The following is a 26,522-nucleotide window of genomic DNA, read 5'->3' on the forward strand; positions in this document are numbered from 1 at the left end:
ATCTAGTTTTAAATCAATATTTATTAGTTGATCTCAAAAAATGAAATTGTGTAGTGATGGCTTGACATTCAAGACAGTAATTACAAAAATTAACTGGACAGTATTGAGTCTTACATATACATCAAAAAAGCCCAAATAACGACATATAAATCCTGTTTTAATACAGTGAAAATATTGATATATCGCTACGCGAAACATTTGTGAAAATCATGAAAATTAAAAATCACTGTGTTTCAGGAGATAATCATGCAATCTGTACTTAATTTAATGATAGAAGCTATCTGTGTTACTTTCTTTGTAGCGATGTTTCTAGATTTTATTGCTGGGATTTTTCAATTAATACAAGCTACAACATCAGTTACACCAGACAACATATCAATATCAATTCCTAAAGTCAATAAACCAATTATTGTTCAACCATTACCTGACCCTTGGAACATGGAATTAGAAAGTGATATTTCATCTGACGAAACCATGAAAAGCGAAACTATTCCTTTTCCTGTTCCTACACTAAAACTTTTACCACCTGCAAAAGAAATTAAATCAGAACCAAAACGTAGAGGAAGACCAAAAAAGAATAATACTACTCCTACTCCAAAAACTACTTCTACACCCAAACGCAAATCACCTCAAAAAGCTGCTGCGTGAATAAACAAAGATGATCACTCACTGTCTAAATCATCTTTGGAGAATATGTCAAAAATCCAAAAACCTAAATTATGGCATTTTTAAATCTTAACCGATGGTTTAGGTATCAATCCTAGTCAGGTTTTACTATTACAGGGAAAGAAAAAAGGAGAATAAAGAATTAACCTTTAACTTTCCCTAAATAATTGAATCATTACAAACTCATAGAGCAGGGGAGAATAGCTCTTTTCATTGACAATAATATTTGTTCTGTCTATACTAGAAATATTAGATTTGCGTATTCAAAAATTAAAGTCACTCCAGGAATAAAATCATACAACCTGAATAAATTTATAGCATTATCAAATCTGGTTAATACCACTCAATGATGGGAAACCAGCATCGAAAATGTAATTGTTCAAAATACAACCTGGTGTAAATATCATCTGGATAACTATGCTAATTATTTGCCCTAAATGCCAAAGTGATAACTCTCGTAAATTATCCCTAATTTATCAAGAAAATGTCACTCATAGCACTAGCACAATCAGAGGTTCTATAGGTTCAAAATCTGCTGCTGCTTATAAAAATCAAACTAATACTACATCACTTGGCAAGATAGCAGCACCACCAGAAAAACCAAAATCAAATATTATATTAATTCTTAAAACCATTTTTATTACCTGGATAGGTATTATAGTATTTACTGTTTTTAAAGCATTATTTATGATTGAATTGTTAATGTTTGTAGTTTTCCCAATTTATCTATTCTGGGCAGTAAGAAAAAACATTTTATACTCACGTAAATACCCTAAAATTTATAAAAAGTGGGATAATTCTTTTATGTGCCAGCGTTGTGGAACAATCTTCAATAGTCTTGAAAGTTAAAGCATTTCCTAAATCATATTTATTGTAAAAAAATTATAAACAGAGCAAAATCTGTATATAATATTTTTTTAATCATGCTCATCTACTAAAAAAATGACTGAATTAACAGCTAACTATGATGAATCATGGAAAGAAGCATTAAATGAATATTTTGAAAGCTTCTTATTCTTTTTCTTTCCTCAAATCCATGAATTAATTGATTGGAAAAAATCCCCTCAACCTCTAGACAAAGAACTCCAAGAGATTACAGCTTCATCGGAAACAGAAAAACGGATTGCGGATAAACTTTATAAAGTTTGGTTGTTAGACAAACAACAGATATGGATTTTGATTCACGTTGAAGTTCAAAGTCATTATGAGGTTGATTTTGCAGAACGAATGTTTATCTACCACTACCGCGCTTTTGATCTTTACCACAACAAGGTACTTAGTCTAGCAATTTTAGGTGATAATAGACGAAATTGGCGACCTGATTGTTATCATTATTCTATTGGAAATGGTGAAACTCACGTTAAATTTCCCATTGCTAAACTCCTTGATTACGAATCGCGTTGGAATGAGCTAGAATCTAGTAACAATCCCTTTGCTATCATCACGATGGCGCACTTGAAGACTAAAGCCACAACCAGTAATCTTACTGAACGGGAAGCATGGAAATGGAAGTTAATTCGAGAACTTTACGAGCGAGGGTTAACGAAAGAAAAAATCGTTAAGCTATTCAAAATCATTGATACAATGATGACTTTACCTAAGCATTTGCAAGAAGGATTAATCACTAAAATTAAACGTTTGGAGGAGGAAAGAAAAATGCCCTTAGTTAGCCCAACAGAAAAACTGGCTATGGAACGCGGTGAACTAATAGGTGAAGAACGATTAGTTATACGACAACTTAATCGGCGATTTGGTGTAATTGCATCTACCTTAATTGAGCAAATTCATCAACTATCTGTTGAACAGTTAGAATTACTGGGGGAAGCACTTTTAGATTTCTCAACGATAGCTGATCTAGAACAATGGTTACAAAATAAACCAAATTCCATAGAGGACTAGCAGAAAAAAGGGAGGATTTGTCTCAGGCGATTGCGCGTAGCACACTGCCATAGGCAATCCCCTCTCTTGATTTTTTAAAGGTTTAATCATCAAAATAAACTACCAGCTACAAAAACTCGACTTCATTAACAAATTTAAAGTCTATCTGGCATTTCTAAAAAGCCCTTTGGCTTTGGTGAAGGCAGGTTAACAACCTTGTTCCCTGAAACAGTAGAACCAGAATTATTAGTTGTAGTATTACTATTTTTAGTAGTTAAACTCGCACTACCAAACAATACTTGATACAAAGCCCATACATCTGCTAATCGCATACCCATTCCTACTTTATCTAATGCTGGGGGAATCTCTATACCACCATTCCAGATCAATTTAACATTGCTGTAATGTGCCTCTAATTCTGGTTTAAGATATTCCGCAGTCCCACCACACAAAATCATCTCATTAATATCACGGGGTATTTCTTGTAATAACCAGCGCACTAATGCCCGAAAATATTCATCTCGACTAAGTTTGAAAGCAAAAGACATATCTTGAGCTTCTGCTAAAATCTCAGCTTCACTTTTACGTCGTGATAAAGCAGCTAAAACTTCCGACTTACATTCAGATCCTGCTGCTACCACCGCAGCTATCAGATGTGGATCATCTTTCGATAAACCACTACAACGTCTAACAAAATCATCCAACATCCATGACATCCCAAAGGTATTTGATACTCCTGGAGTTACTGCACCTTTATTAGATATCTGTACAGAAGCATTGCGATATCCCAACATTACTACCGCAAGATTACAATTCCTAATCTTTGTTCCCAAAATAGTACGTCTATGTAGATAAATACCAACTCCTTCGGGGACAACGTTCAAGTCTATCAACTTGATCCTGATTTCACCAGTAGGTGTATTAAAACGTTTTAGTGCCTGTTTTAATTTAGATTCAAGACGCTCCTTATCTTGATATTCTGAAGGTGGTAATAAAACAGCAAGTGAAACTGTGAATTTGTTCATCAGTTTCAATTTTTGACTAACCACCCACAAAACACCACAGATTTTTTGTACTGCATTTTCTTCTTTCAACTGCTTGAGTAAGGAGTTACCGCCATATTTTTTTCTTGCTAGGAAACCAATAGCATAATATTCCTCACCAATACCCACCCAGCAGGTATTCTCTGGATCTGTTTCACCTGATTTAGTTTTTTCATAGTTTTCTACTGATGCAACTGATACATCTGCTATTTCTGGTTCCATACACAGCAAAGTGGGAAAGTCATTTTTATGAGATACACTTCCAATTGCTTTAGTTTGAGAACCACCTAAATCTATAGCCAGCATTAAATCCGGGGTTACACTATTTGTAGTTTTAGTCATTTTATTACTCACTTTTCCACCAATTAACTGAAATATATTTTTTGTGATTGAATTTTGTTAAGTATGAATTCAGAAAGTAGCTAAATTATTTAGTTATAGTGCTTATCCAAATAATGAACGAATATCCTGTCTGACAGCCTTTTGTTCATCAGTTAATTCCATCTGTACCTCTACATCTTCATCCCAAAAGTCATCGTGTAGCTCAGTTTCTGGAGATTGGGGAACTGTTGTGTTATTAGTAACTATTTGTTCTATTGGGTTTTGATAACTAACATAATTCTGTTTTATTACAGAATCGTTTGTAATCAAAGCGTTATTAAAACTGTCCATACTTTGAAGAATTATTTGAGACAAGGGTAAATTAAAATTTAACTTTATTTGAATATAATTCCAATGATTTAAACAATCAAACAATGATGATAAAGTTACTTCCTTCAATAAATTATCATCAACTCCATTTACGTTGACATAAGCTAATGGCAAAAAACATATTCGAGCTGCTTTCCATACTAATTCATCAAAATTTTTATGGGGATAATTGACCAAATAATTCAACAATATTCCGTCTAGGGTATTTTCTCGAAATTGAAATCTAAGTCTCTTGGTTATAAATTTTTGCTCTGCCATAATAGTCATTCCATTTATCTTTTATGTTTTTTAGACCCTAATTAATATCCAATATTGATAGAGGTAAGGTATCTGGTATCACAAAATATAATAAATAATAAAAACTATATTGCAGCATTCAGGTATGAATATAAAACTAACAAAAAGTATAAAACAGATATAATTTTTGATATAACTTGATTACTATTTCTATGCAAACACTCTTAAAAACAAATAAACAAATTAAAACACAAAAAATTTTAGACCATAATGGAAAACAATTAGGTTACAAAAGTATTATTGTGTACTTCTGTTATCACGAGTAATAATACTTATTTTAGTAAGTCTAGCCAATCCCAACCAATCCTAGCCAATCCTAGCCAATCCCAGCCACTTGATGGATAATTTAATAGTACAAATTAACTAAATAAACTTTTTAGGTGGCAAAAAAGCAACCAATCCTAGCCAATCCTAGCCAATTTTCAGTAAGGACTATACATTTGTATATTAATTTACATACTAAGTAAATAACCTTGAAATACCTACAGTAGAAAGGTTTGAAAGGTATAATTATATGTTATAAATTATACCTTAATTGTGTTTGCCTTAATTCCCGGTGAGACGCAAGCCATGTTTTGTGCATGCGTTATACTCGGAATCAACCACTCAAAATAGTATTTTCGCCGCATTTTTGAGATGAAACAGTTTTTTTGGAAATAATCATCATGCCAAAAAAAACTCAGAGAACTGATGGAGTTATCAGAACAATTAGGCTTTCAGTTCGTTTTGCTGCTGATGAGTACGAGCAACTTAAACAAAAAGCAAAAGAAGGCAGAGTGAGTATCACAGAATTTATTCGACGTGCTGCATTTCGACGGCGTGTTGTAGAATTGCCCCCTCCCCCTGAGTTAAATTGGAAGTTGTACACAGAATTAAATGCTATTGGGGTGAATCTTAACCAGATAGCTACAGCAGCAACTAACGCATCAAAAACAGGACAAGCAGTAACTTTTGATGTTGAGCAGCTACAAAACTTAGTAGAATCCCTGCGTACATCCATCAAGGAAACACAAATGCAATTGCTGGAATGCGGGGTGAAAGTTGATGAATCAGAAGAAATTATTTGATTGGTCAAAGACATGACGGAGATGATTGTGCTTCACGCACTACCAGAGGTGATAGCGGAACGCCCACTTTCAGCGAACGCTCCAAAATTCACCACATTTTCCCAAATCACTATCCCAACAAAGTATTTAGCTAACCCCTACATAACCCGTCGTAGACATTGCTGAGAGGAGTCCCCCTTGATTGGCAAACAGTTTAAAAATCACAGCTTTCGCTCCACCCTAAAATATGTACTGGGGAAGGAAAAAGCTACCATGCTTGACAGCAATATGGGTGGGACTACACCCATACAACTAACCAGAGAGTTTGGTGCAGCCAGAAGATTTCGCCCCAATCTCCAACGTGCTTGCGCTCATGTCATTCTTTCTATTCCTCACCGCGATGTATCCCATAACAAAGGGGAATATCATGAACATTTAGAGGATAAGCAATACACAGAAATTGCCCAGCATTGGCTCAAGTCCATGAAATTCTTGGGAGATGAATTAAATCAAAGCCAGTACGTTGTTGCCCGTCACCATGACACCAATCACGAACACATTCATATCATTGCTTCACGTATCCGTATGAATGGCTCAGTTGTACCAGATTCCTGGGATTATCGCCGCAGTGAGGTGATATTACGACAATTGGAAAAAGAGTACGGTTTAGAGGAGGTATCTTGTAGCAGTGACAGAGTAGCTCAAACAGTTCAAAAGGAGAGTGGGTTTAAAACAACGGTTAGCGATCGCCATTCTCAAACCCAAAAACAGAAACATCACTCTTCCAATCAACCCCCTATTACCCAACTGTTAGCAGACATCATTGATGCAGCTACGAAAGACCAACCAACTGTTACCCAATTGATACAAAGACTTCAGCAACAAGGTGTTGTGGTTCATCCTCAGTTTAGTACCGGGGGGTTGTTTAAAGAAGCGATCGCTTTTGAAATGAATGATGTCAAAATTGGTGGGTATAAATTAGGTTCAGCATATAGCTTTCCAGGGCTTCAGAAAAAACGAGGCGTATCTTACAACCCTGAACGAGACTTACCTGCAATACATTCCTGTCGTGGTCAAAAACAGGTTGAAATGTCAGCACTTGCTGTAGAAACAATGATGGCAGCATTGTCCCCAGAGACCGAAATAGCATTAGCGAATACTGATAAAACTACGCATGGACAGGAAACTGGTTCAGAAAGTAGTGCAATACCGGAGACTATCGCTTCACTCACAACAGACAACGTACAAACAAAAGCTCATCAAGATACTACTGCACCGTTAGTTAATACAAATAGCAACGAAGGTAATCAAGCGATTGCGCGGAGCGCATTGCCAAAGGCAATCGCTTCAGGAAAGTCTTCAAAAAATGCTCTTGACAGTGAGCCTAGAAGTACAATTTCTGTAGACGGAAATAGCCAAACTTCCAGCCTCGTAGGTGATGTAATACCATCCCTGATCACACACCAGCAGGGTACTAAACCAAAAAACTACGCTAACAGCATCAACCCCATTATCCGCCTGTTCTGGCAGCAAGCAGGGCAACCTGAAACATATTCAGGAAAATACTACGACCTTGAACTAGAGAGAGATATTCTCAAACTGCGACGCAAAAGTGGAGAAGAAATTGCAGAAATTCCCCTCCATGATGGTGCTGAAAGCAAAGACAAAGGTTTGACATCCGAAGATTTAATAATACTGAAGAGACTCAAAGAGTTGATATTGAATCACAAGCAGCAGCAAGAACCAGAAAATAAAGGAGAATTGGAGTAACTTTATGGTTTTATCAGCAATGCTTCAGATTTATATCAAATGATATAAAACACAAAATAAAACCTACCTCCAATTCTACTTTTTTTCACTAGCACCATCACTGAAGTAACTTTTAGAATCTAATTTGAGGGAACTATTAGTAGTTATCTGTGATGTCTAAGTTACTAATTTCAGTTTGTTTCAATATCGTGTGTCTTGATCAAAGGGCAGAGTATCAACATCCTCGAAATTACGCAAATCTATTTCCATCTGCTCCCTGCGTTGTAAATAGGTTTTGTTATCAGTAATTCTTGCTTGCATCTGCTGTTCACCAAAATTGATGCCCTGTTCAGCATATCGAGCAGACAATTTATTGTAATTGTCAACTTCATTTTTTTTACGACGTTCCATTTCTTCCAGCGATTGAACGCTAATACCAATACTATGAGCATATTTTACATACTCCGGTTTCAGTGAACCATCACCATTAAATTGCTGCTTCTCTTCTTCTGTGAAAAAGTCATAAGCAGTGTAATTTATCCAAGGTTCAGGTTCTGTTTCATCTAATAATTTCAATCGTTCATATTCTGCCTTAAGAGTCAAAGCATAATCATCAATTGTCTCTTGATTAATACCTTTGGTTAATCTTTCATTTATATAATCTGGGTTCAAATTTCCGTCTGTATTAACCTTTTTTCTATTCAAATACAGCCAACGATTTAGCTTTGACATAGTAAAATCCTCGTTTTACATCCACAGATACAAACAAATTATAATATGACACTCATATTCAAACACTTTGACACAAAATTAAACCAATGGTTACACACTGATGGAGATACTCAGAATTTAAACTCAATTCTAACTGAGAAATTAGATAACACCCTACTGGAGTTTTTCTTACCTGATAAAGAGTTCTCCTTTGGTCAAATGGATGAACATACAACAGGAGAAGACCTAAAGAACCATCCAGATAATCAAATTTTGCTATTGTCATCCAAAACACGATTACTTTATGGATCACAAGAATGTTTAGAAGTAATTGAAAAATTATGTCCAGATCGTAAAGACAGAGGTGCTTACGGTTCTATATTTTTAGGTTCTTGCCAAAATGCTATACATGAAAGGCTAAACATTCTTGTGGTAGATGATACCACTGGAGAAAACGGAGGAATTCTAGATAATGAAGATGCTTGGAAATTGGTTGGAGATTGCTACGGGCAGATTTCAACCCAACTATACCACCAAATAACCAAAAGTAATAAAGAAAAGAATCAAAGTTACGCTGTCATTCAACACCGCTTTGGTTGGAGAGAAAGAGATGGAGATGACAGTAAATTTCGTTTTGGTAAAGGAACACTAAGACCTCAAAACTTATCTCAAATAGAATACGCAGATTATAGAAATAAACCTAATATTGACCTCATTATCCCCATATCTAGCTTCAAGGGAACGGATAAAGATAACCCATCTACACCCATAAAACCCCAAATCAAACCAGGTTTATACAATCAAACGATTTGGTTAGGTGAAAAATCACAGTCCCAAAAAGGTAAAACTGCCATTTCTCAACTACTGGCTTCTTTCCCCCAAGGTATCAAAGACTTTGCAGAAGAATTAGAAAAGCAAGCCCAAGAACTTGCAGAAATTCAACAAGACCCTAGAAAAGTAGCACAGTTATATTGCGAAAAATACGAAAAGCGTAAAGCTTTTATTGAACAGCAAAAAACTGAACAATTAGTAAATAAGAGAGGGGAATTATCTACTGATGACCCTAAGATAGATGAAAATTTATATACAGATGATTTACCGGAAGAAGATGGTAAATCTGAACAAGATGACTTGTTAATGTACAAAATTATCAAAGCAGACTTACTTGGCCATAACCAACTATTAGAAACTGAGAAAGTTAAACAAGAACTTAGTCGGTTTGTACAAAATGAATGGCGAGATATTGCCCTTGGTCGTGTCCTCACCTTTGACCGGGGAATGATTATTCCCTCCAAAGAACTTAAAAATGGTGAGATTTCTGTGCCTTGGATAGCTGAGGGGGAAAAAATTCTCAACTTTCGCTCCCCCTTCCTCAATGCTAATGGTTTATGCGTTTCCGTCAACAAACATATTGAAGATTACTTAGGACCAGATGGCAACCCCTTGGCAGGAATTATCGTGGTCAATGATGAAGACCACAAACGCATTCAAGCTAGGATTGAATCCCTAAAAGCACAAGGTATTGAAACCGAAGAATTAGACCCCATAGAAACCGAATCAGAACGTCAAGGTCGAGACTTTGATGGTGACTGTATTGGTGTGGAATTAGCCAGTAAATATCCTAATTTTACCGCCGAAGCTGAATACAGAAACCTGCGTGAAAATGCTTATGCTCCCACAGTCAAATTGAAAAAGCAATCTTTTTACAGAGAAGATGGTACACAACCTGAATTTGAAGAAATCGCTATTCATATCAGTGACGGTATCAGTGTTGGTATTATCAATAATCATGTAACAGCATTAGAAGCTTTAGAATCAGAAATAGAAATTTTAATTACCTATGGAAATTCTCAACAACAAACAGAATATTTAGACCAAGTTGGTAGTCATTATAAAAAATTAATCAATTTAGAAAATAATCAAAACCATCCTCAAGTCATAAGGGAAGAATACAGAGAACAAATGCAGGAATTTCTCAAACTTGCATCTGTTCAAGATAGAAATTCTCAAGTGATAGAACAAGCAATGGCAATTAATCGCAATATGTACCGACAAATGATTGAAGCAGCTTGTTTCCAAAATCAAATTGCGGTGGATTTATTTAAAAGTGCCAAAAAGCCTGATATGGAAGTAATAGCTGAAAATAAACGCTATCTTTATCGAGATGTTAATTATATTAAAGATAAAAAATCTTCATCTGCTTACTTGAAGGAAGGTATTACTACTACTGGCTATTCACCAGTAGAGTTACTAATAAACCAAGTTAATAAATACTTTGAAGCATCTCATTTAGAATCACGTCCTATTATCCAATTTCAAGATTTATTTAAAGGTGTAGAATTTACTCCTCAACAAAAATTTCAGGCTATATTAACCAAACAAGAATTTGATGATAAATTCAATGTAGCTACCAGATTGAATAAACGTCGAGAAACTGAACAAGGACCTTATGCTGTTGTCAAAACAAGCAATGGTACAGAAATTACCATCACTAATCTCACTCGCTACGAACATCCAGGAATTTGGAAAGGTTCTACACTCAATATTCGTTTAGAAGAAATTCCAGAAAAATATCGGTCTTTGCAACGTCCCCATACTTTGTTAGCAATAGCGCAAATTGATGGAGAAACGGAAAATGGAGAACCTAAATATTGCAAACTAGGAACAGTTAGTCAACAATCTGTAATTGACTATAAACTTAAACCAGGAATGATAACTCAGGGAGCAACATTAGTTGAACTGAAACCTGAACTGAGAGAAAGTCAAATAAAATTACTGTTTCAAGAAGCTTATGCTGTTGCTGAAAATTTCTATAATTTAATTCCTGAAGACCAAAAATTACCAGCCGCAGCCGCAACATGGAATATATCAGCTTCTCGACAAGATGAATTAGAACAAGGAGATAATTCAAGTTTGAACTCTCGTAAGAAAGTTTCTAACTTTGTATTTGCAACTTTTGGCAAGGAAATAGTTAGCCAATTAGATAAATTACAATTTTCACAACTTAAAGTATTAGGAATTGGTAAGGAAGGAGATAATTTTGTTGGTAAAGAATGGAATCCTCAAGAAAAATATTCGATAGAAATACAAGCCAGTCGCTATCCTCTAGGACATGAAAGACATAATTCTAGATTGGTATTTGTTAAAGATGATGATGAAAAATACAAAGAATTTGCTGTTTTGGAACAAAGAACAGGCAAGTTAGCAATTGGTACTCAGGCACAAGCATATATTAAACCAGGTGAATCTTATACAGCTACGGCAACTATTAATTTACCATCACAACCACCAATCAACATTACTATCAGAGAAATTAGTAAATTTTCTCATGCAGGTAAGACTTTCAATAATGAACAAGTCACACTCACTATTGGTAATGTACCAGTTCCTATTGACACAGCTAAAATTAAATTAGCTGGTCAAACATTAGGAGAATTGGATAATGATTCAATTCAAGAATTAAGAAAAATAAATTATTTAGCGAATGGGAATCCGCTACAACTTAAATTAAAATCTATTGGTGATAGTCAAAATGAAGGTGGTTTTATTATTGCTGAATCACCTCATGGCAATTTATTAAAAATCAATAAAATTAATGTTTATGATTTTAAAGGTCACGTTTTTACGGGAGAAGAATATAAAAGCGTTAGTTTAGAAGTACCAACCAGTAAAAATAGGGATGCTGTTTTTCTAAATGGAGAATTATTAGGAATTCTTCACTATAAAAAAGATAAGGAAGCACTGCAAAATTTGGGAGTGCTTAAACATGGTCAAAAAGGTTCTGTAAATTGTACATTACAAAGTAATTTTTCTCACACTTTTATTAATATTGAACCCAGCACAGTACAATATCCCCAAATTTGGACAAAGGAATCTCAAGCTTTTCAAGATAATTCCCAATTAAATACAGTAACGAAACAAGAGATGATGCTGGAAAACAGTGGTTTGTTACTTGATAAAATCAAAGAACGTCGCACAATCTTATTTTCTGCTAAGGAAGATCAGGTACTTGGTTTAATAGGAATGACGGTAGATAACCATAAAACAGAATTAGTACAAAATTGGTTGCAATCTAAAAATATCGAATTTAATATTTTACCTCGACAGGATGTACCGCTAGAGACTAAAAAAGGTATGTCTGTATTTTACTTGGTTAGCAATACAATTAATAATGATGATTTCGATGCTTTGAAGGCAAAGTTTGGAGAAATATTAAGTGCTGATGGGACAAATAGTGCTTACAATCAACGTCTTATTTCTCTTCCTAATAGACCATATATAGTAGGTGAACAAATAGATAAATTTCAGGAATCAATTACAACAACAATTCCTGTTACAGTTACACCCGAAGAAACAATTTTAATTTCTGAAAATCAGCAACCAATATCCGCAGTAGCTCAGGTATTACTTGTTAATAATACTATTAAACAAGACATTCTGGAAATACAAACAGGAATAATTGTACAGCAAGTAAATTGTCAGAAGAAAATGGGGGCAGGACTAGCTGCGGCAATGCCCAAAAGTGGCCAATAGTTAAACAAGAATATTTGAAAAAAGAAAATTGGCAATTAGGAGATGTGCAGTTTGTACAAGTGTCGTCATCAAAAGCAGGTGAACTAATAGTAGCAAATGTAGCTGGTCAGTATAATTATGGTACTAGTGTCAGACAAACTAATTTTGAAGCATTAAAACAAGGACTTAATCAAGTAAATCAGTATGCTACTAATAACAATCTAGCTATTTATATTCCAGAGCGATTAGGTTCGGGATTAGCTGGAGGTAAAACAGAACAAGAGAAAGAAGAAACTTGGAAAACGGTACAAACAATCATTGCTGAAACTGTACCTAATGCCACTATCGTATCTAAACATAAAGAAAAGGATGTTGTGATTTCGGGTAAACCTGTGCAAATGGTGTTTCCTCTAAAAATGCACGGTGAAACCAATCCTTTACCCGTCAGCACTACTATTGAAGCTATGCGCGGATATGGTAGATGTCACACAACCAGGACTTATGAACCGTATAAAGCTTATGGCTTTAAGGAGGGGGATATTGCGATTGCCTCCGGCAGTGCGCGAAGCGCAATCGCTTCCGGCGGGCGTTGCGCCATCGCTAAATCTAGTTCCCAACAAGTTGCCTTTCGAGTAGGTAAACAATACCGCATCACCCCAGAAATGATTGCAGATACAGCATACCAGCAACAATGGGCAGCAATGGAAAAACACAGCAGTCGAGAACTCACCACTTTTAGGGATAAACCGGAAGTGTGGGGACTGAACATGGAACCGCTGGGAGATTATGTCAACGGTAAAATCCTACCTTTCCCAAATGCAAAACTTGAACAGTCATTAGTTACACCAGATTCTGGCCAAGAAATTGCTACTTCCCCCAAAACTTCCAACCCACTTACTAATCTCCAACCCCTGAATACTGCTGTAGCAACACATATGCAAAAGGATGTGGCAATGGCTGAAGTAGCTACTCAATTCATTGGTATGTCATCTGCACCACCTGAAACACCCTCTAGCACTCGCAATTATCAACAAGCTTGGAGCGATCGCGCAAATACAGGTGTGTACTCAGCTAATGACACAATTATGGTTTCAGGTTCTGGTCCTTGGAGGGGTGTTACTCAACAACAAATTCTGGAAACTTTCAATAAACATTATGTACCGTTAATTGATCAAGCGATCGCTTCCAAAAGTTCTTTTGTAGTGGGTAATGCTGCTGGTACTGACCAACTGGTAAAACAATATTTAGAAACACAAGGATATAAGCTAGAAGCTGTCAATGATGGGTACACACGCGCACTCAAACTAGAACAAGATACTACGCTTACCAATCAAAAACCAGAATCTATTACACCAACAGCTTCAGAAATATCTTCCCCAGTACCTACACAGCCATCATCTGTGATGTCATCTCATGGGCTAAAGTTGCCTAACTCTACACCCATTTCCTCATCCAACATTGTTCAAAAAGAGATAGTTGCTGATAAAACTATTCAGGATCAAGAAACAACATTAGAAAAATTAAGAACTTGGTATTTGACTGCACAAAAGTTGGGTAAGTCAGCAGAATATATTCAGCGAATTGCAGAGGTTGGTAGTGAATTTAAATCAGGTGCGGAATTAACAGAAAAAGCAGTCTTAGCAATGAATAATGACTTCCAAGAATTACATTCTATCAATCGTCTTACCCAAATTTCTCAACGAATGGGAGATGTATTTGGCATTCCTCAAGATAATGGAAACGTTATAGTACAAGGTAAAGAATACTTAATTTCAATCAATAACTCTCATAAAGATTTAACGATTATAAAAAAAGATGGAACTGTTTTACTGGATATTAAATTAGGACAAATTAATCAGAGTCAAATATCGGCTGAAGTTATTGATGTATTTGAGGAAATTAACAATAACATCAATCAATCTTTGGCATCAGTCAAAAATCAGTATCTTCAAGTTTAATATTTAATCAAATTAGTTTTTATTCAATTCATTGGCATAAATTTATGACAACTAATCCTTTAACTATACTCACTGAAGAATCAACCAAAATATCACCCGATATTTCCCCTGCTAAAACTGCTTATATGTTCAGCCAACTTCTCGAATATGTTGGTTACGATGAATTAGAATCAATTCCATCAACAGAAATAGTAAGTATTGAAGAACAAAACGATGCTATCAAAACCCTGGCATCTATTATTGCTAGTCTCAATTCTGGAAAAACAGTAGAAGAATCTATTTTAATAGAATTTGAACCAGACGAAATACAGGTCGAAAATCCAGAGTTTGTTCCTGAATCAGCAGTAATGTTCGTAGATGATTTAACTGGAAATAAAACAACGGAATATGGACAAGATAATTTCACTCAAATCAATTATGATTCGATTATAGTTTTGGAAGATGAACAAGAAGAAAACAAAACAGAAATATATGACAAAGACATTATATTATATGTTATTCCTCTGATAATGGCAAGGTTAATGAGCGAAGGAAGTTTAGTAGAAGATAGTGAAGATGGAGAAATTAGGATTTATCAATCAGATGAATTTACTGCTTCACTACAAATTACCGCGACAGAGGAGCAAATTTTAATACTGAAAAGAAAGCAACATTTATATTCTGAAACCGAGGTTGCTTTAAATGCTGTTAGGAAAACAAATTATGCTCATTTTCAAGTTACTACAAATCAATTAACAGAGGCGGAAATAGAAAAATTTAAACTGATAGCGATAATGGAGTATAATCAAAGTAATCAATTACTTAAAAAAGAACAAGAGTTAGGAGAGTAATAGATTTTATGACTTAATCAATAAATCCAAAACCTTGATTAATAAAGAGTTTTAAGAATTTACAATGTATTTGGATCAATTCCCCTTGCTTGTAACCTAGCTAAAAGAGCTTGCAATTCTTCCTCTTGGGTAGAATATCTATTACCATTTTCGTCATACCAATATAACCATTCCCTGGTTCTACCTTGATAAGTTCCTTGTTCCCTACCAATACCTAAACCTACTTCTGGCATCCAAATTTTATCCCCTGGTTGCAGAATATATTCACCATTAACTAAGCGGTAAACTTCTAAACGTTGACGTTTCCGACATAGGCGTGTAGGGGCAGAAATGACATAATATAAAATGCCTAATTCTGCATAATCTAATTTCTTTTGCTCATATTCGTAATTGTAAGTTTGAGAAACAATTTCTAAGGCTAAAATTGGGGGAATACCGTCTTCTTCCCAAAGTACATAACTAGAACGTCCATTTTCACCAACAAAGCGTTCCACTCCCAAACTTAAAAAAGCATCTGGGACTATGGCAGGTTTACTTCCTGCATAATAAACTCCCATATTAATACCAAAAAACCAGTCATCTCGCTTTTGCCAAATATTGACTAGGATGGCTAATAATAAGTTGGGAATTAAAATTTGTAGTTCGTTATCCACTGGGGTATCGTCTGAATCTGGTAATTCTGCTGAAGAAGGTAAACAATGTAATATATTGTAATTTAACATATAGGACTCCTATTTAATTTTGGCAAAACCTTTATCTATCAACGCTTTTACTTTCTTTCAGCAAGCCCTAATTAAATCTTGCAGGTTTTAAATGAGTGAACATACAGCAAATAATTAAATTAATTCTAAATTAACCTTATTTTCACGATAATTAGCGGCTAAGATACATAATTTCAGCCACCGAGAACCCAGTAAAATTTCCTGTATTTCATCTCCAGCAAATACAGGAACTTCGCACTCTTGACCATCTATGATTACCCTACCGTTATAAACATCAAAATCACTTTCTCCTTGAGCAGTTCTTAATTTATTCTGCCGTAAAAAAGACCAATCGAGACTTTGTACATCTTGTTTATTCATAGCTAAATATTCAGTAAATCCTGTATCTAACATTGTTTCTACAGGAAAACTGAAATTATCCCCACCGATTAAATCAATTTCAAAATAAATTTGACCTTTATCTCCAAATCTTCCCTCAATCATATTCTGCCACTAACTCCTGTTTCATTAATGCCAAAAATATGATGAATAACATGAGGATACTTTTCTCTGGCCATTTTACTTGCTACCTCTTGATCCTGATCAATAAAATAATCACCGCTATCAGGTTCAATAGCAATGTACCAACCAGAGTATTTATCTAGTATTTCTGGCTTTAACCGTTCAAAAATTACCCAACAACGCTCATAAAATGCCTGTCTTCTAGCTCTATCTTGAGCTTTCTGTTCTTGGGTCCATTGGATTTCAGGAAACACTCTCCCACGTCTGACAATTCTTTCCGATGGAGTTTGCGTCATATTTTTTACCTCAACAAAATTATTGTCTTCATCCTATTATAAAACATTTCCGTTATTTTAGATTAATTGCTGGGAACACAGTGATAAATGAGGTCAAATTTTAACCCTGAATTCCTTGACACAAAATGCCCAAAATCTTGTTTAATTCCTTAATATAATAATTATTCAAATCAATAAATACATTAGTTCTTTCCAACTTCAAGAACTTCCAAATATCTCCGGTAGTAACAGCCCCATAAATAGTTTTAATTTCATTACCTTCCTGTTCATTAAACAACTGTGCTGCTAACATTGCTGCCATACATTGTCCTAAACCACCTTTAATATTTTCATTCTTTGCTTCTACAATAATCATTACAGGTGCGTTAATTGTTAACTGTTCCTTAGAACGACTAATTAAAAAATCACAATAACCATTTAAACCTTTCTCAACATCAACATTAAAATCGCTTCCTGAAAATAAACTAATCTGAGAATTAGCCCTACGTCTTACCTCTAATAAAATAGGAGTAATAATCATTTCAGAACGTGCTTTTTCAGTATTAATTGCTAATGCCAATTCAGTAGTTTCTTCTAAACTATTTTTAAGTTGTTCACTTATTTGGATAGGTTCAATATTAGCAAATAAATCCATTTCTTCATCAATATGAATATGGAAGTTCTTTTTAAATTTACTCAATGTAAAATCACTATAAGCCATTTGTATTACCTTATTATTTTCGATTCTACCTTACTTCGTATGCTATCTAAATCACTTATTTTCCCAATTAGTTTAAATTTCGCTTTCTTCTAGCTTCTCTCTTTTGCTGTGCTTTATTCAGTTTCTCAAGTTGTTTAAATTTAGAGGAAGTAGTAAAATTTAAAGATATGGGGTTATCCATACCTGTCGTTTTTATGGTTTTAGGAGAGATATCTGTGATATCCTTTAAACCAAATTTGACAAGCACATCATCATAATTTCCTATCACATCCTCATCAACACACCCTGCTTGAAAAGCTCGTTCTATTAAAGGTAAACAATCTATTGCATTCATGTCAGAAAGCACCCAGATAATATGACCGTTAAACTCATAATCATTGTCTTTAAAAGATTCTAGATATTGAGATAAAGAAGTAACACAATGCTGGTAAGACTCTGGATAGATAGAGGCAATAGTTTTAATAGTTAACATAGCTGTAATCCGAGGAAATTCCCCATGAGAATCATCAGCAATATAAGTAGAAAGTGCCGGAATTACAGGTAAACCAATCAGACTCAAAACATTTTTTAATTCTTCATCCAAAATGAACAATACTTCATTATTAAAATCAAAGTCATCAAGTTTGGATAATAAGCTAATTAACGGCTCAATTGCTGCTTCTACTCGGAATTTTCCTAATATACGTATTGCATGAATTGGTGCATATTCCAATAAACCACTTTCATAATATAAAAGCTCGTTATGATGTATGGTGTAGAAATCTTCATCAGTTGCTAAACGGATCAACTCAGGAATATGTTCAGCAGTAATACCTAATTCCTCATAGTTAGGCCATTTATCTGGAGATAATTTCTTTGCCCCTTCTTGATAACTAAACAATTGAGCAACAGTGTCGGAATAACTATTTTGGAACATACAAATTAAACTTGAATTTTAATACTGTTTGCATAGATTTATTAGTTTGATTCTAACGCAAAACAACAATTATTGAACCAATGTTAAAATCTACATTCAAGCAGTTGTTTGAAAAGATGCAAAATAAGACTGTGCTTATAACTATCAGTATATTGGGGAAGACACTTTATCGAACAGAATTCAGTTGGGTATTCTGTTCGAGTGGCGGATGAATAACCCGGTTTAAGACCCCACCAAATCGCAGATTTGGTGGTCTTTAATCAGTCGCAGGTCTGAATCCTCGGCTGATTGATCCTGACTCCTTCTTCAAAGCATTTTTAAAACAGCCCGTCGTGCTGCAATGTATTTTTCTTAACAAAAAGAAATTGCTCCTACTTGTAAAAAAAGCAGCAAGCCATATCGCAATATTGAATTGCTTGACTCCAACTATAAAAAATCAGCTTTTTTAGGTATATACTCAATATTCAGGTTCTACCTTAGCCAAGTACAAAACCAAATTGCGCTTAATCTCATCATGAACCTCCTTAGGCAAAACAGAGATCAAACAATCCACTAAAAAAGCTTTAATTTCCATCGTAGCTGCATTCACAGCCCTAGAAAACCCTTGCCAACCAAGATGTTCACTAAAGATAATCAAATGTTCAATCACCAAATCCGCAGATTCATAACCAGCTGCCCTATCCTGCTGCAACAGAGGTAAATACTCATCAATAAACCACTGTTGCTCCTTAGTCAAAACCTCCAGAGAATTATTACTAACCCTATATAGAGAGTTATATAGGAGTAGTAATAATTCTCTAAAGCTATTCCACCCCCCAAAATACTTCTTAGCAACCTGACTTAACCATTCTTGAGAAATACCAGCAGCTTTACCTAGCACCTCTTGAGTAACTTTCTGCCAATCTGTCACCCCATCTGCTACCAGCAACTTGAAACCTGTTAATATGCCCTTGCGTGTTTGCTGGATTTCCGTTCCTGCTTCTGGACAGATATCAAAAGCATCAGATTTAATAAACCTAGCATTAGGATAGTAGTCCGCTAAATAGGATAAATCTTTGTCACTAACCACATAAAAAGTAACCTCCTCCATTCTGCGATTAGCTCTAGTTCTACCTGCACACTGAACAACTTCAGTCTGAACCAAATGGTTAATTACATCTTGAAAAGCCTTATTTTCTTTACTAACACTTCTATCTCCTGTTAAAGTTATATAAACTTGACCAGACGCGCCAATATCTTGATAGGGAGTACCAAAACTACAAAGAGCTTGATTATCTTGATAGGCATTACTGCCACGATTATCAGCAAACCAATGTCCATCACCCTTGTTTTTATATGCTAAATGGTCTATGTAAGCAATATTGCCATCATGACGCTGATTTAATTCCTTTCGCAATGCCGCAATTCGTTCTTTTAATTTGTTACCACGCTCTTTACCCAGTAATCCAAAGCCCGTAATTTGGTGAATAGTCAGATTACTGTAATCAGGTGGAATTTCCGAAATCACCAGTATTTCCTCTGGATTAATCCCCAACTGCATAGCCACATTGTCACGGTTAGCAGTAGCGTCCATCAAGAAAACAAAGTCAAAAGCTTTGAGAACATCAACTTGACGGCTGTTTTTAGTAGCAATAATTAAATGTTTGTTTTTAACCCGTAAAGCCCCTGGTTCGATGTCTCCAATCACTTCTAGAAGGGGAATTAACCATCTCACAGGTAAACTGTCAATATTCCTGTAAGTCTCTTGGGCAGCTTGTTTATTGAGGTGACTACGGATAAACTTTAAGGTTTTTCTGTTTATATTTTCGCGATCGCTCTTATCAACCCCATCCAATGTAATACTATCAGCCTGCTGTACCAATTCCTCGATATCTGGAGCAATAGTCTCCAGTTCAGCAATGATTTCTGGTAAGTCTGTGGGAATTTCCCCTAATAAAGCCCGGATTAGCTCATCATTATACCCATGATATGTTTCCTCAACAGGGGGGATCTCACCAGTTAGCAGTACCCGCAGTGGTAGAACTAAACCTCTGATTTTGTCATACACTGTCGGTAATTTAGTTTGCACCTCCATCATTGAAGAGTCAAAATCTCGTAAACTAACTTTAATAAAATCAACTGGTTGTAGTTGTCTAGAAGCTTCGTCAACAAAAGCACCTGACTTCATATTAATAATATCTGTAGCTTGGGGTAAAGAGTTGATATTGGCACGAATCTGCTTAGATGCTAGTGTATCCCTTCTATCACGTCGGAAGGTAGCACCCTTGACTTTCGGAAGTACATTACCAGCAGCATCTCTACCCGCACAATTAGCCCTGAGTTTACAGCCATTGCAGATAGGATTAAGACTGGCTTCTGCGGATGTTTCTTTTTTGTATCCTTTAGTTGCAAGAGCATTAAAAAAAGCTGTGAGAGGACAAGTTCCTTCAATGTTCGGTTCTTCCCCCAGTTGAGGCCAGTGTATTTGTGGGTTGCCCAATGGTGTAAGTTTGTTACCATCTGCCACTAATCCGTTGTGGCGCACTGGTAGATCTGTCCACTGTTCAATAGTTGCTACAGTAGGATTACGGTGTTCATTGCTGAGGTAGAAAAGTGTATTGACTCCCAACTGTTCTGGCATAAATTCACCAACTGTGTGAGATTTACCAGCACCAGCGTGTGATAAATCTAAGATGAATTTTTTACCGTACTTGGCAGCATCTAGGTAGGTCTGGGTGCGATTGTTCGGTTCAAACCAGATATCAACATCTAGGTTGTTGTTTGGTAAAAGTATGGTTGGTTTTGGTTGGTAAACTACGTTACCTATAAACTGTTTGGCTTTATTAGTAACAGTGATTAAAGTTTGCAAAAACTCTTGAAAGTCTCTCTTTATACCGTATTTAGCTTGCCATTCTTGTTTGCTGATTGTGGGATCTGTTACGGTGGGGTGTAGGTTATTACTGGAGTGTTTTCTGCGGTAATCTTCAAATATCTCCCTTTGATAATTGTTTAACTCTTCTTGTTGGTAATCTGGGAATACAGAACTTTGGTAATTGTTTAATTCTTCTTTTCGGTAATTGTTGAATCTTTTTGTTTGGTATTTGTTATACTCTTCATCCTGGTAATTACTATTGAAAGTTGTACCTTCAACTTTTGGAAATCTAAACCCATATTGTTTAGCGATGTAAAATAGCGTACCAATGGAAATACCAGAACGACTGCGAAAGCTCCTAATTTTGTCTCGAATATTCCAACTCGTTCCTTTAATTGATGGACTCCACTGTTCTCCGATAATTTCCGCATCTACAGCACCATAATGAGAATTTAGTGCCATTAATACATCTATGCACTCTTTATAGTTGTTACTACCAGGACTGCGTGTGGGAATATAAGTTAATGCTTGTTGAATTAGCTGATCAATATCCCAGTTGTTAGCTTTTGCACGATCTTGAAACTGTATCCGACGGGCTGTAATTTCAGCTATGCGTTTCTCGTACTCGATTTTTTCTTGGTAAGCGGTGGTGACAGCTTCATCTATCCAAGATTGGGGTAGTGTGACATGAGGTTGAATTAAGGGGAATGTGGCTTTGGTATTGCCATAAAATACCCGTGAAGCATCTTTACAAGCTGGGTCATGTGGTAAATGCTTCATTAAGTAGCGCGTCAATACTTCTACTGTATCTGCATCTTGAACATATTCGGGTAATACGAATACCAGTCGGAATTTGTCCCAGTTTGGTTGGTGGCTGGCTGTGGTGTAGATTAACGCGCAATATTGTTTGATGAATGGGTGTTCTATTGCTTCGTCTAAATTTAGCTGATGTTGGTAGATTTTCTTGGCTTGTCTACCATCTGATTTTTCAATGACGTTACCGTTAATGTCTACCCAAGTTCTATTGATCTTGATTGGTCTACCATTTTCATCTAATGGATTACCATTTGCATCTGTCCATGTTTGTGAGTTGTCAATATCTAGTAATAACCATTGAGAACCAATAATATTGGCTTTACTCCGCCATTGACTACCAAGTAACCCAGCACATAGGGCGTGTCCTGCTCCTACGTGTCTAATCACATCCCAAATAGTGCCTGTTCTGTCTTGGAAGTTGGCTGCTAGTTTCCGAAAGTCCCAGTTTTTATCTTTACCAGTGGGGTTAAACGTGAATTTGATTCTTTCGTTTTGGATAGGCTCTGGTTGTAACCGTGGTGTAAATTGAGCCTGTTGACGTTGCTGTTGATCTATTTGTTGTTGGGGTTCTAGTTCTTTTTTGATCTCAGCGGTAAATTGATTCTGTTTATCGGCTAAATTTTTTGGTTCAGCTTGGTTATCAAAATGCTGTGACTCTGTTGATTGTTGCGCTGTAGATAAGTTGTTAAATTCTTGCTGTGACATGATAGCCAATCCTCCAGTAATTGTGTTGGAGGAATTGGAGCTATTGGAGTTATCCCGTGTTAGTAATCTTTTAGACGAAATTCAGAAATATAAGTAGATAATTTTTCTGAATCGTTTTTTTTATTAGGACTTACGCACAACGTATAAAAAAATATCCGTTTGATATTGTGATGGCTATGCTTACCGACGGCGGCAGCAATAATGAATACACACTATTTTTGCGTAAATCTTATTTATTTGTAAAATCAGTGTTCTTCTGGTTTTACATCTCAACTTTTTTGAGATAAGATTACTAACAGGGATATTTAAATTAGGCTTGTCAACCCAATACCCCGCTCCAATTCCATGATGGAATCTACTTTGAAAACCTTGTTGTCCCACCGGGACGTGAGGTTTTCGCATTTTAATCTATTCGTACTTTGCTAACCAAGCTGTAATAAACTCGGTTACTTCTTCTTTTTGGATCACAAACGCAGTGCCTTTTCTCCTAAGAGCTAGAATTTTCATATTTCCTACTTCAGTATAAAGATGGTCTTTGTGACTTTCCACTGCTTTGGTAGGAGTCCATAAAACAAGAACTTTGGCTGTGGGAGTCTTTTGAGCTTCACGGGAGGACATCCCAAATAAGGCTCTATTTTTGTCAAGCCACTTTTCATAATCTGCCAACTCAACTAGAGGGCAGGGTGTCCATACTTTTAGGCCATGCTTATCTTTTCTTCTAATTTGCAAAGCTTCTCTGGTTTCGTTGTAAACAACCTCTCTATCTCCCCGTGAACGAATAGAGATAAACAAGTGAGTTTTACGTGGAAACCTGATAAACAAGTCAATAGGGTTTTTGTCTTCAATCTGAATGACTGGAAAAACTTGTATTCCTTTGCTTTTAAACTCCTCCAACAGTACGGTTGTTAATTTTTCTAGTCGCGCAATCTTTTCCACCCTGACCAATGGCTTGTAAGCCAAGCCAAAAAGCAACCAGCCAGTGGGGTTGATTGTGCTTGTAGCAATTGCTGAACCACTAGCTGCTAGAGCAACAGCGGAATCAACGTTTTTTGCTTCCCTAAGTCCCTCTAAAGCCGCTTCGTTGTGCGGAGGAAGTTGAAAATCGGTAGGTGGGTCTTTCACGGTCAACATTACAACTTTAAAAATTAGTGGTGTGAAAATAGCACTTCCTTTACAAATCCTAATGCCTGACACGGCATTTTAAACAGAAGAATTAGAGGGGCGGGGTGTACAGAAGAGGAAAAATTTCTCCACCTTGCGCTCTTTTTTCATGTCTCCCTGTATAAGAGCATTTTTTTGAATATCAGGCAACTTCTGAAACTGTAATATCTATAAAATTTTGGTGAATATCTCTATTTTGAGGAGCATTTTTTTTGGAAATTGCCTCTTCCACAAGTTTTGTTACCCATTCCATTACTGCTAAATCTGACTTTTTAGCAGCATCTTGTATTAATGGTTGTAAGTGTGCTGGCAGTTGTAAAGTGAGGTTGAAAGTTTCTCGTAACGGGACTAAATTATTTCTGACTTCAGATGATTCTCCAAAGCGATAAGTCCAGTATTCACATTCTGCACCCCTTTCGTTGCCATCTTTCTCAACAAAACTTAACTTACCCAAGCGATCGCAATAAAAACTTTGCTGATCATCTTTTATCAACTCTTGACTAGAATGACGGCAATTCCAGCAACTACGGTTTAATGATTGCTCAGAATTATCAGTTGATTGGTGTTGTTGTTCAAAAGAGTGCTTTTTCCCCAATTTATTCGCTGAGTTCTCACGATGGTACTCCCTGGCTACTTGGGCGACGTGACCAGCTGTAACTTTTCCACTAGGGGCTGTAGAAACTGCTTTAGCCCAAGCTTCGCGTTGTTTTTCTGGGGGTAGTGTTACTAAGGGTCTTATTTGGCGTTCGTTCGTAGGCAGAATTTGATTTTGTGATCCATGGGTCACATTTACAAAACTTTGTGATTTATGGATCACATTTTCATAAACCAATGCAGCTTGTATCAAGCGATAAGCAGACCTTCGGGACATTTCCCAACGGTTAAGGCAATATTCCTCAAAGGTTTTATAGTTTTGGCGATAAAGTCGTTGATCTCGAATTAGATCCAAAGACTCCCCTATTTCCCAAAAAGCTCTTAAACCCTTTTCAATTCTCCCTTCTAACCTACCTAATTCTAAAGCTTCAGCCTCATTTAACTGAGTTTCTATTTTTGATAAGTTTTGACTATCAGCTTGATTTTGTTCAGAGTCAGTCTTTAACTCCATTGGATCACTTTTGTTTTCAAGGGGAAGATTCCTTGTATCCTCAAATACGCTAGAATCAGAAGATAACCTGGTTTGGTTTCCCCCTCCATTCACAGGATTTTGCCTAGATTCCGTCGTGTACGTCATAACTTTGTTTTTGGAGTAATGACACCTTGTTTTTTGACGGATGCTTTTTAAAAGTACATTATGTGACTTTGCATCCTGCTATAAAAATATTTGCACAATGCAGGGTAGGTTTGCATAGCTACTTATAATTTCTTAACAATAGGATGCCAATGTGATCCAAAATTTTTATTGGTTTGTGGTAAGCACTTCTGTGATTATTTTCCTCAAACTCTTGTAAAGGAAAGAGGTTTAGTCTTAAATTAGTAAATAAAATAAATTAGTAAGTCTCATCCACTTTGAGCCTTGCTAAACGTTTGTATCAGGATAAGCACCTGTTGGCGAATGTACTACATAAATCTAAAAACCTTATGCAGTAGCTACTTCAAACCCAACTTAGGGACTACATATCAATTATTTGAAATCGCCAACGTGATCAGATAAATATAAAGTGGGATAATAAGTAAATTTTATAACTGGTAGAACCAGGTTTTCTACTATGCAGGAACGGCAAAAACGACTAGCTCAATTAATTGAACAGTTATTACAGGAAGGCTGGACTCAAAAAAGATTAGCTGAAAGAATTGGTGTTGATTCTACAACTGTGTATAGATGGTTAAAAGCGAAAGTGGTTCCTGAAGCTGACTCTAAAAACTTCTTTCGTCTGGCAAGGGTGAGTGGTGGAGATAGCGAATCGCTGCAACAGTATTTGGATGGTCATATATCTCTATCTAGCTACCGTGAATGTTGGGAAAATAGCCCATTGAATCATGCGAGAAATTTAAAAAATCGTCCTGTTGATGAGATTAAGGAGGAAGTCTTGGCACAAATTACTCTGCTTGAACCAGCAGATATTTTGGATGTAATATCTAAAAGTGCCAATTTCTTAGCAGCAAAAACAGCATGAATAATAAATATAATATACCTAGCTTTTCTAAGCAACAGTATTTGGATGGTCATATATCTCTATCTAGCTACCGTGAATGTTGGGAAAATAGCCCATTGAATCATGCGAGAAATTTAAAAAATCGTCCTGTTGATGAGATTAAGGAGGAAGTCTTGGCACAAATTACTCTGCTTGAACCAGCAGATATTTTGGATGTAATATCTAAAAGTGCCAATTTCTTAGCAGCAAAAACAGCATGAATAATAAATATAATATACCTAGCTTTTCTAATTGCAACCCTATCAAAAGGTATAAAAACATATATAAATTCGATACTAGCGTTCACTTGAATAGTGAATC

Annotated in this window: 21 protein-coding genes; 10 read left to right on the forward strand and 11 right to left on the reverse strand. The window is 35.9% G+C overall.

Features of this window, described 5'->3' with window-relative positions:
* Positions 1–246: 246 nt before the first annotated feature.
* From AC012T_RS27255 to AC012T_RS27265, 3 genes are all read left to right on the forward strand, one after another.
* A complete protein-coding gene (locus tag AC012T_RS27255; RefSeq protein WP_487067347.1) occupies positions 247–648 on the forward strand; it encodes a DNA-binding protein in 402 nt (133 codons plus the stop codon).
* Positions 649–1,083: 435 nt separating this feature from the next.
* On the forward strand, positions 1,084–1,515 hold the full coding sequence (locus AC012T_RS27260) for a hypothetical protein (RefSeq protein WP_487067349.1): 432 nt from the start codon (positions 1,084–1,086) through the stop codon (positions 1,513–1,515).
* Between the two features lie 93 nt (positions 1,516–1,608).
* Positions 1,609–2,565 (forward strand): DUF4351 domain-containing protein, encoded by a 957-nt coding sequence (locus tag AC012T_RS27265; protein ID WP_487067351.1) that lies wholly within the window; start codon positions 1,609–1,611, stop codon positions 2,563–2,565.
* Positions 2,566–2,699: 134 nt separating this feature from the next.
* Here AC012T_RS27265 and AC012T_RS27270 read toward each other — a convergent pair whose 3' ends face one another.
* Both AC012T_RS27270 and AC012T_RS27275 read right to left on the reverse strand, forming a co-directional pair.
* A complete protein-coding gene (locus AC012T_RS27270; RefSeq protein WP_487067353.1) occupies positions 2,700–3,929 on the reverse strand; it encodes a ParM/StbA family protein in 1,230 nt (409 codons plus the stop codon).
* A 102-nt stretch (positions 3,930–4,031) separates the two neighbouring features.
* Complete coding sequence (locus AC012T_RS27275) at positions 4,032–4,556, reverse strand: hypothetical protein (protein ID WP_487067355.1); 525 nt, start codon at positions 4,554–4,556, stop codon at positions 4,032–4,034.
* A gap of 704 nt (positions 4,557–5,260) precedes the next feature.
* Between AC012T_RS27275 and AC012T_RS27280 the strand changes: the two genes are divergently transcribed.
* Together AC012T_RS27280 and AC012T_RS27285 are read left to right on the forward strand one after the other, a co-directional pair.
* The gene (locus tag AC012T_RS27280; protein WP_487067357.1) at positions 5,261–5,662 is read left to right on the forward strand and encodes a plasmid mobilization protein; all 402 of its coding nucleotides are present in this window, start codon (positions 5,261–5,263) and stop codon (positions 5,660–5,662) included.
* Positions 5,663–5,914: 252 nt separating this feature from the next.
* Positions 5,915–7,411 (forward strand): relaxase/mobilization nuclease domain-containing protein, encoded by a 1,497-nt coding sequence (locus tag AC012T_RS27285; RefSeq protein ID WP_487067359.1) that lies wholly within the window; start codon positions 5,915–5,917, stop codon positions 7,409–7,411.
* Positions 7,412–7,591: 180 nt separating this feature from the next.
* On the opposite strand, the gene AC012T_RS27290 is transcribed toward AC012T_RS27285, so the two are convergent.
* Complete coding sequence (locus tag AC012T_RS27290) at positions 7,592–8,122, reverse strand: hypothetical protein (protein ID WP_487067361.1); 531 nt, start codon at positions 8,120–8,122, stop codon at positions 7,592–7,594.
* Between the two features lie 45 nt (positions 8,123–8,167).
* Here AC012T_RS27290 and AC012T_RS27295 point away from each other — a divergent pair, with 45 nt between their 5' ends.
* From AC012T_RS27295 to AC012T_RS27305, 3 genes are read left to right on the forward strand one after another with little or no spacing between them, the layout of a single operon-like run.
* Positions 8,168–12,634 carry a hypothetical protein gene (locus AC012T_RS27295; RefSeq protein WP_487067363.1) on the forward strand — a complete coding sequence of 1,489 codons (4,467 nt, stop codon included), beginning with the start codon at positions 8,168–8,170 and terminating at the stop codon, positions 12,632–12,634.
* On the forward strand, positions 12,577–14,571 hold the full coding sequence (locus tag AC012T_RS27300; protein ID WP_487067365.1) for a hypothetical protein: 1,995 nt from the start codon (positions 12,577–12,579) through the stop codon (positions 14,569–14,571). The genes AC012T_RS27295 and AC012T_RS27300 overlap by 58 nt, the downstream gene beginning before the upstream one ends.
* A gap of 44 nt (positions 14,572–14,615) precedes the next feature.
* On the forward strand, positions 14,616–15,401 hold the full coding sequence (locus AC012T_RS27305) for a hypothetical protein (protein WP_487067367.1): 786 nt from the start codon (positions 14,616–14,618) through the stop codon (positions 15,399–15,401).
* Between the two features lie 59 nt (positions 15,402–15,460).
* On the opposite strand, the gene AC012T_RS27310 is transcribed toward AC012T_RS27305, so the two are convergent.
* From AC012T_RS27310 to AC012T_RS27345, 8 genes are all read right to left on the reverse strand, one after another.
* A complete protein-coding gene (locus AC012T_RS27310; RefSeq protein ID WP_487067369.1) occupies positions 15,461–16,123 on the reverse strand; it encodes a Uma2 family endonuclease in 663 nt (220 codons plus the stop codon).
* A 114-nt stretch (positions 16,124–16,237) separates the two neighbouring features.
* Complete coding sequence (locus AC012T_RS27315; RefSeq protein ID WP_487067371.1) at positions 16,238–16,606, reverse strand: aspartyl protease; 369 nt, start codon at positions 16,604–16,606, stop codon at positions 16,238–16,240.
* Positions 16,603–16,920 (reverse strand): hypothetical protein, encoded by a 318-nt coding sequence (locus AC012T_RS27320; RefSeq protein WP_487067373.1) that lies wholly within the window; start codon positions 16,918–16,920, stop codon positions 16,603–16,605. The genes AC012T_RS27315 and AC012T_RS27320 overlap by 4 nt, the downstream gene beginning before the upstream one ends.
* Positions 16,921–17,020: 100 nt before the next feature.
* The gene (locus tag AC012T_RS27325; RefSeq protein ID WP_487067375.1) at positions 17,021–17,620 is read right to left on the reverse strand and encodes a hypothetical protein; all 600 of its coding nucleotides are present in this window, start codon (positions 17,618–17,620) and stop codon (positions 17,021–17,023) included.
* Between the two features lie 67 nt (positions 17,621–17,687).
* The gene (locus tag AC012T_RS27330) at positions 17,688–18,536 is read right to left on the reverse strand and encodes a hypothetical protein (protein WP_487067377.1); all 849 of its coding nucleotides are present in this window, start codon (positions 18,534–18,536) and stop codon (positions 17,688–17,690) included.
* 457 nt (positions 18,537–18,993) lie between these two features.
* Complete coding sequence (locus tag AC012T_RS27335) at positions 18,994–22,908, reverse strand: PriCT-2 domain-containing protein (RefSeq protein WP_487067379.1); 3,915 nt, start codon at positions 22,906–22,908, stop codon at positions 18,994–18,996.
* Positions 22,909–23,316: 408 nt separating this feature from the next.
* Positions 23,317–24,039, reverse strand: a complete 723-nt coding sequence (locus tag AC012T_RS27340) for a hypothetical protein (RefSeq protein WP_487067381.1) — start codon at positions 24,037–24,039, stop codon at positions 23,317–23,319.
* Between the two features lie 172 nt (positions 24,040–24,211).
* Entirely contained in the window at positions 24,212–25,300 is a 1,089-nt protein-coding gene (locus tag AC012T_RS27345) for a hypothetical protein (protein ID WP_487067383.1), read from the reverse strand.
* 475 nt (positions 25,301–25,775) lie between these two features.
* Here AC012T_RS27345 and AC012T_RS27350 point away from each other — a divergent pair, with 475 nt between their 5' ends.
* Together AC012T_RS27350 and AC012T_RS27355 are read left to right on the forward strand one after the other, a co-directional pair.
* On the forward strand, positions 25,776–26,183 hold the full coding sequence (locus tag AC012T_RS27350; protein WP_487067385.1) for a helix-turn-helix domain-containing protein: 408 nt from the start codon (positions 25,776–25,778) through the stop codon (positions 26,181–26,183).
* The gene (locus tag AC012T_RS27355) at positions 26,180–26,422 is read left to right on the forward strand and encodes a hypothetical protein (protein ID WP_487067387.1); all 243 of its coding nucleotides are present in this window, start codon (positions 26,180–26,182) and stop codon (positions 26,420–26,422) included. Before AC012T_RS27350 ends, AC012T_RS27355 begins: the two co-directional genes overlap by 4 nt.
* Positions 26,423–26,522 lie beyond the last annotated feature (100 nt).

It is taken from the genome of Anabaena sp. EIM26 (genome assembly GCF_057568715.1).

Coding starts and splice junctions, on each gene's coding strand:
- AC012T_RS27265 (WP_487067351.1), top strand. CDS start 1,609: ATGACTGAATTAACAGCTAACTATGATGAATCATGGAAAGAAGCATTA.
- AC012T_RS27290 (WP_487067361.1), bottom strand. CDS start 8,122: ATGTCAAAGCTAAATCGTTGGCTGTATTTGAATAGAAAAAAGGTTAAT.
- AC012T_RS27305 (WP_487067367.1), top strand. CDS start 14,616: ATGACAACTAATCCTTTAACTATACTCACTGAAGAATCAACCAAAATA.
- AC012T_RS27345 (WP_487067383.1), bottom strand. CDS start 25,300: ATGACGTACACGACGGAATCTAGGCAAAATCCTGTGAATGGAGGGGGA.
- AC012T_RS27275 (WP_487067355.1), bottom strand. CDS start 4,556: ATGGCAGAGCAAAAATTTATAACCAAGAGACTTAGATTTCAATTTCGA.
- AC012T_RS27255 (WP_487067347.1), top strand. CDS start 247: ATGCAATCTGTACTTAATTTAATGATAGAAGCTATCTGTGTTACTTTC.
- AC012T_RS27350 (WP_487067385.1), top strand. CDS start 25,776: ATGCAGGAACGGCAAAAACGACTAGCTCAATTAATTGAACAGTTATTA.
- AC012T_RS27295 (WP_487067363.1), top strand. CDS start 8,168: ATGACACTCATATTCAAACACTTTGACACAAAATTAAACCAATGGTTA.
- AC012T_RS27325 (WP_487067375.1), bottom strand. CDS start 17,620: ATGGCTTATAGTGATTTTACATTGAGTAAATTTAAAAAGAACTTCCAT.
- AC012T_RS27330 (WP_487067377.1), bottom strand. CDS start 18,536: ATGTTCCAAAATAGTTATTCCGACACTGTTGCTCAATTGTTTAGTTAT.
- AC012T_RS27355 (WP_487067387.1), top strand. CDS start 26,180: ATGAATAATAAATATAATATACCTAGCTTTTCTAAGCAACAGTATTTG.
- AC012T_RS27320 (WP_487067373.1), bottom strand. CDS start 16,920: ATGACGCAAACTCCATCGGAAAGAATTGTCAGACGTGGGAGAGTGTTT.
- AC012T_RS27340 (WP_487067381.1), bottom strand. CDS start 24,039: ATGTTGACCGTGAAAGACCCACCTACCGATTTTCAACTTCCTCCGCAC.
- AC012T_RS27260 (WP_487067349.1), top strand. CDS start 1,084: ATGCTAATTATTTGCCCTAAATGCCAAAGTGATAACTCTCGTAAATTA.
- AC012T_RS27285 (WP_487067359.1), top strand. CDS start 5,915: ATGCTTGACAGCAATATGGGTGGGACTACACCCATACAACTAACCAGA.
- AC012T_RS27270 (WP_487067353.1), bottom strand. CDS start 3,929: ATGACTAAAACTACAAATAGTGTAACCCCGGATTTAATGCTGGCTATA.
- AC012T_RS27315 (WP_487067371.1), bottom strand. CDS start 16,606: ATGATTGAGGGAAGATTTGGAGATAAAGGTCAAATTTATTTTGAAATT.
- AC012T_RS27335 (WP_487067379.1), bottom strand. CDS start 22,908: ATGTCACAGCAAGAATTTAACAACTTATCTACAGCGCAACAATCAACA.
- AC012T_RS27310 (WP_487067369.1), bottom strand. CDS start 16,123: ATGTTAAATTACAATATATTACATTGTTTACCTTCTTCAGCAGAATTA.
- AC012T_RS27280 (WP_487067357.1), top strand. CDS start 5,261: ATGCCAAAAAAAACTCAGAGAACTGATGGAGTTATCAGAACAATTAGG.